The organism is Streptomyces sp. NPDC050610, assembly GCF_040654875.1.
Lineage (GTDB): Bacteria > Actinomycetota > Actinomycetes > Streptomycetales > Streptomycetaceae > Streptomyces.
In genome coordinates this window covers 1-9,339 of the sequence record NZ_JBFAIV010000077.1, presented here as the reverse complement: position 1 = coordinate 9,339, position 9,339 = coordinate 1, and the positions used below count along the sequence as shown (strand labels likewise).

Sequence of the window (9,339 nt, the reverse complement as noted above, 5' to 3'; positions counted from 1 at the left end):
CCGCTCGCCCTGAATCCTGAAGGAACCCGGAACTCCGGCCCACAAATACACGGCAGCGTCCCGGACCCCCGCCCCTGCGAGCCCGCCGCCTCCCGTGCGTTTCCGGCCGCGACGGGGCCGTTCGTACAGCCGGGCCCGTGGACCCCTCACGCCGTACGCGGTCCCCCTGCCGGAGCCTGCTTGGGGTCGGGCGGCTCGTTCGCCGAAGTGGTGGCGGCGGGGCGGTCGTACAGGACGAGGCTCAGCACGATCAGCCCTAGCACGACCATCACGAAGGCGAAGGCGAGCCAGCCGACCAGGCCTACGGCGAAGGCGCCCAGCAGTCCGTGCACGACCGCGCAGGTGATGAGCACGATGCGCAGGAAGATGCCGGGCGGGCGGTCGCGCCAGGCGGTGCGGGCCAGGGCGAAGGCGCAGACGAGCAGGTAGAGGCCGAAGAGGGCGCCCGCTGCCCAGGCGCCGACGGTCATCGCGTGCGGGTCGAGGCCCGCCAGGGACATGTCCTGCTTGTCGACGACCAGGCCGAGGATCCAGTTGAGCAGGGCGATGCCGATGGCCTCCAGCACCAGCACCACGGCGGCCGTCGCGGCCACCGCTCTGCTCCTCGCCCCGCGCCGTGCCTCGTTCTTCACCCCACCGCCCCTTCCCGTGCGTCCGTGCACCCCGGCGTTACCGCGGGTACGTTCGACATCGGGCACGCTACTCATGGGTAAGCGACTGAACAAGGGTTCCGGCGCAAGCGATGGACGCGAGCGGTGACGGCCGGTGGACAGGCCGGAAGGGCGGGCAAACTTTCCCGCGCCCGTTCGTAGGGTCTCCACAAAGAAACCGCGCCCTCCGCCCCGCATGCGGCTGGAGACCTTGACCACATCGCGGCACGACCGGCGCTCCAACGATCCGGGCGTACCGTGGGACACCAGGGGAGTTGGGCCCCCATGGCCCATGTTCGGCTTCCGCCTCACGCTCCGTGTGGGCAAGCTCACCCCCGGAGTCGGGTCGGCACAGAGTGTTGCCAGTACCTAAACTCACCTTGTTTCAAGGAGGGAGCCATCGTGCGCAAGGTGCTCATCGCCAACCGAGGCGAAATCGCTGTCCGCGTTGCCCGTGCCTGCCGGGATGCCGGAATCGCGAGCGTAGCCGTCTACGCCGATCCGGACCGGGACGCCCTGCACGTCCGCGCGGCCGACGAGGCCTACGCGCTGGGCGGTGACACCCCGGCGGCCAGCTACCTGGACATGGCCAAGGTGCTCGCCGCCGCCGCCGAGTCGGGGGCGGACGCCGTCCACCCGGGCTACGGCTTCCTGTCCGAGAACGCGGAGTTCGCCCAGGCCGTCATGGACGCCGGGCTGACCTGGATCGGCCCCCCGCCGCAGGCCATTCGCGACCTCGGCGACAAGGTGGCGGCCCGTCACATCGCGCAGCGCGCCGGGGCCCCGCTGGTCGCCGGCACCCCCGACCCGGTGTCCGGGTCGGACGAGGTCGTCGCCTTCGCCCAGGAGCACGGCCTGCCGATCGCCATCAAGGCGGCGTTCGGCGGCGGCGGCCGCGGCCTGAAGGTCGCCCGCACGCTGGAGGAAGTACCCGAGCTGTACGACTCGGCGGTGCGCGAGGCGGTGGCCGCCTTCGGCCGCGGCGAGTGCTTCGTCGAGCGCTACCTCGACCGGCCCCGGCACGTGGAGACCCAGTGCCTGGCCGACACCCACGGCAACGTCGTGGTCGTCTCGACCCGCGACTGCTCGCTCCAGCGCCGCCACCAGAAGCTGGTGGAGGAGGCCCCCGCGCCCTACCTGAGCGACGCGCAGAACGCCGAGCTGTACGCGGCCTCCAAGGCCATCCTCAAGGAGGCCGGCTACGTCGGCGCGGGCACCGTCGAGTTCCTCGTCGGCCAGGACGGCACGATCTCCTTCCTGGAGGTCAACACCCGGCTCCAGGTCGAGCACCCGGTCACCGAGGAGGTCACCGGCCTCGACCTGGTCCGCGAGATGTTCCGCATCGCCGACGGCGAGGAACTGGGCTACGGCGACCCGGCGCTGCGCGGTCACTCCTTCGAGTTCCGCATCAACGGCGAGGACCCGGGCCGCGGCTTCCTCCCGGCGCCCGGCACGGTGACCAAGTTCGAGGCTCCGGCCGGTCCGGGCGTGCGCCTGGACGCGGGCGTCGAGTCCGGTTCGGTCATCGGCCCCGCCTGGGACTCGCTGCTCGCCAAGCTCATCGTCACCGGCGCGACGCGCGGCCAGGCGCTCCAGCGCGCCAAGCGGGCGCTCGCCGAGTTCACGGTCGAGGGCATGGCCACCGCCATCCCGTTCCACCGCGCGGTCGTCGAGGACCCGGCCTTCGCGCCGGAGCTCGACGGCTCCAGCGGCCCGTTCCATGTCCACACCCGGTGGATCGAGACCGAGTTCGCCAACAGCATCGAGCCCTTCGCGGGCGCGGTCGTCGACGAGGACGAGGCCCTCGGCCGGGAGACCGTCGTCGTCGAGGTCGGCGGCAAGCGGCTGGAGGTCTCCCTCCCGTCCTCGCTCGGCATGTCCCTGGCCCGCACCGCCGCGGCCGGCGGCGCGAAGCCGAAGCGGCGCGCGACGAAGAAGGCGGGCTCCGCCGCCTCGGGCGACGCGCTCGCGTCCCCGATGCAGGGCACCATCGTCAAGGTCGCCGTGGAGGAGGGTCAGGAGGTCGCCGAGGGCGAACTGGTCGTCGTCCTGGAGGCGATGAAGATGGAGCAGCCCCTCAACGCCCACCGCTCCGGCACCGTCAAGGGCCTGACGGCGGAGGTCGGCGGCTCCGTCACCTCCGGCGCGGTCATCTGCGAGATCAAGGACTGACGAAGCGGCGGTTCGCTCCGGCATTTCCCCCTCGGGCCCCTGCCTACGTTCCGGCAGGGGCTCGAGGTGTTCGGGAGCGGTCACGTGCCGCCCCGGCCAGTGGCATCCTTGCTTGCATGAGCTCACCGGCGGTGGGCCGCGGTGAGCGGGAGGACGACGCAATGGCGACGGACACGGCGCAGACGTCACAGCGACCCATGCGCGCGGACGCGCGGCGCAACTACGAGCGCCTGCTGGCCGAGGCGCGTACGGCCTTCACCCAGCACGGCACCGACGCCTCGCTCGAAGACGTCGCCCGCCGCGCGGGCGTGGGCATCGGCACCCTCTACCGGCACTTCCCCAACCGCACCGCCCTGATGAGCGCCGTCTTCCAGGGCGAGGTCGACGCACTCCTCGCCCGCTCGCGCGAACTCCTCGCCTCCCCCGAACCCTGCCGCGCCCTGGTGGAGTGGCTGCGCGCGATCATCGCGCACGCGAGCACGTACCGCGGGCTCTCCCGCGAACTGATCGCCGCGCAGAGCGACGAGGGGTCCGCGCTGTCCCGGTGCAGCACGCCGATGCGCGAGGCGGGCCGTACGCTCCTCTCCCGCGCCCAGCGGGCCGGTTCCGTACGGACCGACGTCGGCATCGGCGACCTCATGCAGCTGACCAGCGCCATCGCACTGGCCACCGAACAGTCGCCGGACGACCCGGAATTGGCCGACCGGCTGCTGATGCTCACTCTGACCGGCCTCCGGGCCCCCGGCGCGGACGCCCCCGAGCAGGGGTAGCCGCGGGCCCGGTCGGGTAATGTGGACGGCTCAGGCAGTGAACACGTCAAGGAGGTGGGACCCATTACCGCTGCAGCAGGCTGGGTGCTCCCTCCGCACGGCCGTACGGTCCACCGGACATAGGTGACCGCGGGAGCCCCTCAAAGGCATCCCGAGAGGTCTCCTCCATGTCGGTTTCCGCTTCTCCCGCGTCACCTTCGTCTCCCGCCACCATCGTCACCGCGCTCCGCGCCGCCGGCTGCGTCTTCGCCGAGGACGAGGCGGAACTGCTCATAGCCACGGCCCGTACGCCCGCCGAGCTCGCCGGCATGGTGCGGCGGCGCGCCGACGGGCTGCCGCTCGAACACGTCCTGGGCTGGGCCGAATTCCGCGGCCTGCGCGTCACCGTGGACCCCGGGGTCTTCGTACCCCGCCGCCGCACGGAATTCCTCGTCGACCAGGCCCTCGCGGCGGCCGCGCCCGCGCTCACGGGACGCCCGGCCGGTCCGGTCGTCGTCGACCTGTGCTGCGGCTCGGGCGCGGTCGGCCTGGCCCTGAGCGCGGCCCTCGGCCGCGCCGAACTGCACGCCGCCGACATCGACCCCGCGGCGGTACGGTGCGCCCGCCGCAATGCCGCCGCCCTCGACGGCGGTCACGGCCGGGTGTACGAGGGCGATCTGTACGAGCCGCTCCCCGCCCGCCTGCTGGGCCGCGTGGACGTACTGGCCGCCAACGTGCCGTACGTTCCCACCGAGGCCATCGGCACGCTCCCGCCCGAGGCCCGCGACCACGAGCCGCTGGTCGCCCTCGACGGCGGCACGGACGGGCTCGACGTGCTGCGCCGGGTCACCGCTGCGGCCCCGCGATGGCTGGCACCGGGCGGCTCCCTGCTGGTCGAGACCAGCGAGCGCCAAGCGGTGAAGGCCGCCGCGGCCTTCACCGCGAGCGGCCTGGTCACCCGGGTGACGACCTGCGACGAACTCAACGCCACGGTCATCACCGGCACCAGGCCGACGACGGAGCGGAAGGAACCGGAACGGCCGGAACAGGGCGCCTGAGCCCGCCCCTTTTGGGGGCCGGTCACCTGGCTGACGTCGGCGGCGCCCCGGCGATCAGCCGGTCCCGCTCGACTTCTGGCGGCGGTACGCCCGTACCGCGCCTGTACACAAACAGTGCCGGGCTAGCGGCGGCGCAGGTCCGCCACCCTGCCGGGGATCGGGTCGCCGACCGCGGCGGCCGTGCGCAGTTGCGCGCCGCCCGGGCCCGGCGGGTGGTTGCGGCGCTGGCCCGGCAGCGGTGCCACGTCCCGCCGGGGCCGGTGCCCCGGCGGGACGGAGTCGCCGCCGCTCGGGCCGACCGTGCCCCCTGAGCCCGACCCCGCGCCGGGCCCGGCGACCGCGATCTGCACCCCTTGGTCGGCCAGCGCCTGGAGCTCCGTCGCGGCACGCTCGTCGTGCGCGGGGGGCTCGTCGGTCACCAGCCGGGTGATCACATCCGTGGGCACCGTCTGGAACATGGTGTCGGAGCCCAGCTTCGAGTGGTCCGCGAGCACCACCACCTCGGCCGCCGCCTGTACCAGCGCGCGGTCGACGCTCGCGGAGAGCATGTTGGACGTGGACAGGCCGCGCTCGGCGGTCAGCCCACTGCCGGACAGGAAGGCGCGGCTGACCCGCAGCCCCTGGAGGGACTGCTCGGCTCCGCTGCCCACGAGGGCGTAGTTGGAGCCCCTGAGGGTCCCGCCGGTCATCACGACCTCGACCCGGTTGGCATGGGCCAGCGCCTGGGCGACGAGGAGGGAGTTGGTCACCACGGTCAGGCCCGGTACGCGCGCGAGCCGGCGGGCCAGCTCCTGTGTGGTCGTACCGGCGCCGACGACGACGGCCTCGCCCTCTTCGACGAAGCTCGCCGCGAGATCGGCGATCGCCGTCTTCTCCGCGGTCGCTAGATGGGATTTCTGCGGGAAGCCGGACTCTCTGGTGAAACCACCCGGCAGCACCGCACCGCCGTGCCGGCGGTCGAGCAGTCCTTCTGCCTCCAACGCCCGTACGTCCCGCCGTACGGTCACTTCGGAGGTCTGGACGACACGGGCGAGCTCACGGAGCGAAACCGCTCCGTTGGCCCGCACCATTTCGAGGATCAATTGGCGACGTTCTGCTGCGAACACGAAACTGACAGTAACGCCAACGGCCAACTGTTTTCAGCAGCTTGCAGCAATTAACGGAAATTGTCCGTAGCCGCTACCTGACAGTGGTATAGGAGAGAGTGCCGCCCGCAGTCCGCCCCGCCGACAGCCGGCCCGCCGCCCTCCGCTTACTCCTCGCGCTGCGTCTTACGAGTGTGCAACTGCCGCGCCACCTCGGCGATCGAGCCCGACAACGACGGGTACACGGTGAACGCGTTGGCGATCTGCTCCACCGTCAGGTTGTTGTCCACCGCGATCGAGATCGGGTGGATCAACTCGCTGGCCCGCGGCGCGACGACCACGCCGCCGACCACGATGCCGGTGCCCGGACGGCAGAACAGCTTCACGAATCCGTCCCGGATGCCCTGCATCTTCGCGCGGGCATTGCGCAGCAGCGGCAGCTTCACCACCCGCGCGTCGATCCTGCCGTTGTCCACGTCCGCCTGCGTGTAGCCGACAGTCGCAATCTCCGGGTCCGTAAATACGTTCGCGGATACAGCCTTGAGATTGAGCGGAGTGACCGCGTCGCCCAGGAAGTGATACATGGCGATACGGCCCTGCATCGCCGCGACCGACGCCAGCGCGAACACACCGGTGCAGTCGCCCGCCGCGTACACGCCCGGCACGCTGGTCCGCGACACCTTGTCCGTCCAGATGTGGCCCGACTCCTTGAGCCTGACCCCGGCCTCCTCCAGACCCATCCCGCCGGTATTCGGAATGGAGCCGACCGCCATGAGGCAGTGCGTACCCGAAATCACCCGGCCGTCCGCCAGCGTGACCTCCACGCGCTCCCCCACCCGCTTCGCGGACTGGGCACGGGAACGCGCCATCACGTTCATCCCGCGCCGGCGGAACACGTCCTCCAGCACCGCGGCGGCGTCCGGGTCCTCCCCCGGCAGCACCCGGTCGCGGCTGGAGACCAGCGTCACCTTCGAGCCGAGCGCCTGGTACGCGCCGGCGAACTCCGCGCCCGTCACACCGGAGCCGACCACGATGAGCTCCTCGGGGAGCTCCTCCAGGTCGTAGACCTGCGTCCAGTTGAGTATCCGCTCGCCGTCCGGCAGCGCGTCCGGGATCTCACGCGGGTGCGCGCCCGTCGCGATCAGCACGGAGTCCGCCGTCAGCGTCTCCTCCGAGCCGTCCGCGGCCCGTACGGTCACCGTCCGCGAGCCGTCCGGGGCCTGGTCCGGCTCCAGCCGGCCGCGGCCGCGCATCACGCGCGCGCCCGCACGCGTGACGGACGCCGTGATGTCGTGCGACTGGGCCAGCGCCAGGCGCTTCACCCGCCGGTTCACCTTGCCCAGGTCCACCCCGACGACGCGGGCCACCTGTTCCAGCGGCGGCGTGTCGTCGGCGACGATGATCCCCAGCTCCTCGTACGAGGAGTCGAAGGTCGTCATCACCTCAGCCGTCGCGATGAGAGTCTTCGAAGGCACGCAGTCGGTCAGCACCGACGCTCCGCCCAGACCGTCGCAATCGACGACGGTCACCTCCGCGCCGAGCTGCGCGCCCACCAGCGCCGCTTCGTAGCCGCCGGGTCCGCCACCAATGATCACGATCCGAGTCACATACTCCATTGTCCCGCACCCGTCACGAGGTCTCCGCCCGGGGCCCTCCGTCCGGACTCTCACCCGAGCGTGCCACCACAAATGCCGTCCCGCCTCACTCCCGTACCCTCAGAACCATGTCGCTCTACGCCGCGTACGCCGGCAACCTCGACGCGCGGCTGATGTCCCGCCGCGCACCGCACTCGCCGCTCCGCGGCACAGGCTGGCTGACCGACTGGCGGCTGACCTTCGGCGGCGAGCAGATGGGCTGGGAGGGGGCGCTGGCCACCATCGTCGAAGCGCCCCGGTCCCAGGTCTTCGTCGCGCTGTACGACATCGCCCCGATGGACGAGGAGTCCATGGACCGCTGGGAGGGCGTCGGCCTCGACATCTACCGGCGGATGCGGGTGCGCGTGCACACGCTGGACGGCGAGGAGGCCGCCTGGCTGTACGTGCTCAACGGGTACGAGGGCGGGCTGCCCTCCGCCCGCTACCTCGGCGAGCTCGCCGACGCCGCCGAGTCCGCGGGCGCGCCCCACGACTATGTGATGGAGCTGCGCAAACGGCCCTGCTGAGGTGCGCGTACGGCCGTAAACTCGGCGCACGACGGGCCGGCAGGGACCGGAAGGGGAGGGCACTATGCCCACGTACCAGGTGTATTTCACCGAACAGGCCGGGGTGGCCCGCGACCGCCTCGACGACCAGCAGCGCGCCGCCTTCGACAAGGGCATCTCGCTGCTCGCCCGCGACCCGTTCCCCGCGCTCTCCCGCCCGATAAGCGCGACCGGCGACGACAGGACCATTCGGCTGACGCAGAACATCCTGGTCGAGTACTCGGTCAGCATGGGGCGGCTGCTGGTCTTCATCGTCGAGGTCTTCAACGACAAGGACATCTTCGTGCGGGACGCGGACTGAGCCCGTCCGCAGCCACGCCGGGAGCCGCCCCGCCTGACGCCCGACGGCGGGATTTCCGTCCATACCCGTGTTTCCGCCCGTAGCCGTGCAGCCCCAGCGGCACCTCTGCCACCTGCGACATCTACGCGCGTAGGGGATTTCCGGATACCCTCGTCCGCGTGAACGCATCAGTTACTCCGGAGATCCAGGGCGACCCCTACGCCGCCGCCGACGCCGCCGCCGCCCGCCTGCGCGAGCTCACCGGCGCCGAGACCCACGACGTGGCCCTGGTCATGGGCTCCGGCTGGGTGCCCGCGACCGACGCGCTCGGCACCGCCGAGCACGAGTTCCCGGTCACCGAGGTGCCCGGCTTCCCGCCGCCCGCCGTCGCGGGCCACGCCGGCACGATCCGCTCGTACCGGATCAAGGACAAGCGGGCCCTCGTCTTCCTCGGCCGCACGCACTACTACGAGGGCCGCGGCGTCGCCGCCGTCGCGCACGGCGTACGGACCGCCGTCGCCGCCGGCTGCAAGACCATCGTCCTCACCAACGGCTGCGGCGGGCTCCGCGAGGGCATGCGCCCCGGCCAGCCGGTGCTGATCAGCGACCACCTCAACCTCACGGCCACCTCCCCCATCGTGGGCGCCAACTTCGTCGACCTGACGGACCTCTACTCGCCGCGGCTGCGCGCCCTCTGCCAGGAGGTCGACCCCAGCCTTGAGGAAGGCGTGTACGCGCAGTTCCCCGGCCCGCACTACGAGACTCCGGCCGAGATCACCATGGCCCGCACGATCGGAGCGGACCTGGTCGGCATGTCCACCACACTCGAAGCGATCGCCGCGCGCGAGGCCGGGGCCGAGGTGCTCGGCATCTCGCTGGTCACCAACCTGGCGGCGGGCATGACGGGCGAACCCCTCAACCACGAGGAGGTCCTCCAGGCCGGCCGCGACTCGGCGGCCCGGATGGGCAGCCTGCTGGCTCAGGTGCTGGACCGGCTGTAGCGGGGTGCGGGTGCCGGTGCCCTGCGGGGTGCCAGTGCCCTGCGGGGTGCGGCCGGTGGTGGGTGCGGGGCCGGGCCCTACGGGGTGGGGTCCTCCACCGCATATTTACGGGCCGCAAACCCGGAAACGCCATCTCCCCCGGCA

General features: G+C 71.9%; 9 protein-coding genes. 6 read left to right on the top strand and 3 right to left on the bottom strand.

Annotated features, from left to right (window positions below):
- Window positions 1-146 precede the first annotated feature (146 nt).
- Window positions 147-593, bottom strand: a complete 447-nt coding sequence (locus tag AB0I22_RS39350) for a hypothetical protein (RefSeq protein ID WP_363135845.1) — start codon at window positions 591-593, stop codon at window positions 147-149.
- Window positions 594-1,052: 459 nt separating this feature from the next.
- Here AB0I22_RS39350 and AB0I22_RS39345 point away from each other — a divergent pair, with 459 nt between their 5' ends.
- The 3 genes from AB0I22_RS39345 to AB0I22_RS39335 all read left to right on the top strand — a co-directional run bounded on the left by AB0I22_RS39345 (window position 1,053) and on the right by AB0I22_RS39335 (window position 4,629).
- On the top strand, window positions 1,053-2,822 hold the full coding sequence (locus AB0I22_RS39345) for a biotin carboxylase N-terminal domain-containing protein (RefSeq protein ID WP_363135844.1): 1,770 nt from the start codon (window positions 1,053-1,055) through the stop codon (window positions 2,820-2,822).
- Between the two features lie 197 nt (window positions 2,823-3,019).
- Window positions 3,020-3,592, top strand: a complete 573-nt coding sequence (locus AB0I22_RS39340; protein ID WP_363135846.1) for a helix-turn-helix domain-containing protein — start codon at window positions 3,020-3,022, stop codon at window positions 3,590-3,592.
- A gap of 167 nt (window positions 3,593-3,759) precedes the next feature.
- Window positions 3,760-4,629, top strand: a complete 870-nt coding sequence (locus AB0I22_RS39335; RefSeq protein WP_363135843.1) for a putative protein N(5)-glutamine methyltransferase — start codon at window positions 3,760-3,762, stop codon at window positions 4,627-4,629.
- A 122-nt stretch (window positions 4,630-4,751) separates the two neighbouring features.
- On the opposite strand, the gene AB0I22_RS39330 is transcribed toward AB0I22_RS39335, so the two are convergent.
- Window positions 4,752-5,735: a DeoR/GlpR family DNA-binding transcription regulator gene (locus tag AB0I22_RS39330; RefSeq protein WP_363135842.1), complete on the bottom strand. Its 984-nt coding sequence runs from the start codon at window positions 5,733-5,735 to the stop codon at window positions 4,752-4,754.
- Between the two features lie 146 nt (window positions 5,736-5,881).
- A complete protein-coding gene (locus tag AB0I22_RS39325) occupies window positions 5,882-7,330 on the bottom strand; it encodes an NAD(P)H-quinone dehydrogenase (protein ID WP_363135841.1) in 1,449 nt (482 codons plus the stop codon).
- A gap of 107 nt (window positions 7,331-7,437) precedes the next feature.
- On the opposite strand from AB0I22_RS39325, the gene AB0I22_RS39320 reads away from it, so the two are divergent.
- The 3 genes from AB0I22_RS39320 (at window position 7,438) to AB0I22_RS39310 (ending at window position 9,195) form a co-directional block, all read left to right on the top strand.
- Window positions 7,438-7,875: a gamma-glutamylcyclotransferase gene (locus tag AB0I22_RS39320; RefSeq protein ID WP_030893269.1), complete on the top strand. Its 438-nt coding sequence runs from the start codon at window positions 7,438-7,440 to the stop codon at window positions 7,873-7,875.
- Between the two features lie 64 nt (window positions 7,876-7,939).
- Window positions 7,940-8,215 (top strand): hypothetical protein, encoded by a 276-nt coding sequence (locus tag AB0I22_RS39315; RefSeq protein ID WP_363135840.1) that lies wholly within the window; start codon window positions 7,940-7,942, stop codon window positions 8,213-8,215.
- Window positions 8,216-8,373: 158 nt separating this feature from the next.
- Complete coding sequence (locus AB0I22_RS39310; protein ID WP_363135839.1) at window positions 8,374-9,195, top strand: purine-nucleoside phosphorylase; 822 nt, start codon at window positions 8,374-8,376, stop codon at window positions 9,193-9,195.
- Window positions 9,196-9,339: the final 144 nt, after the last annotated feature.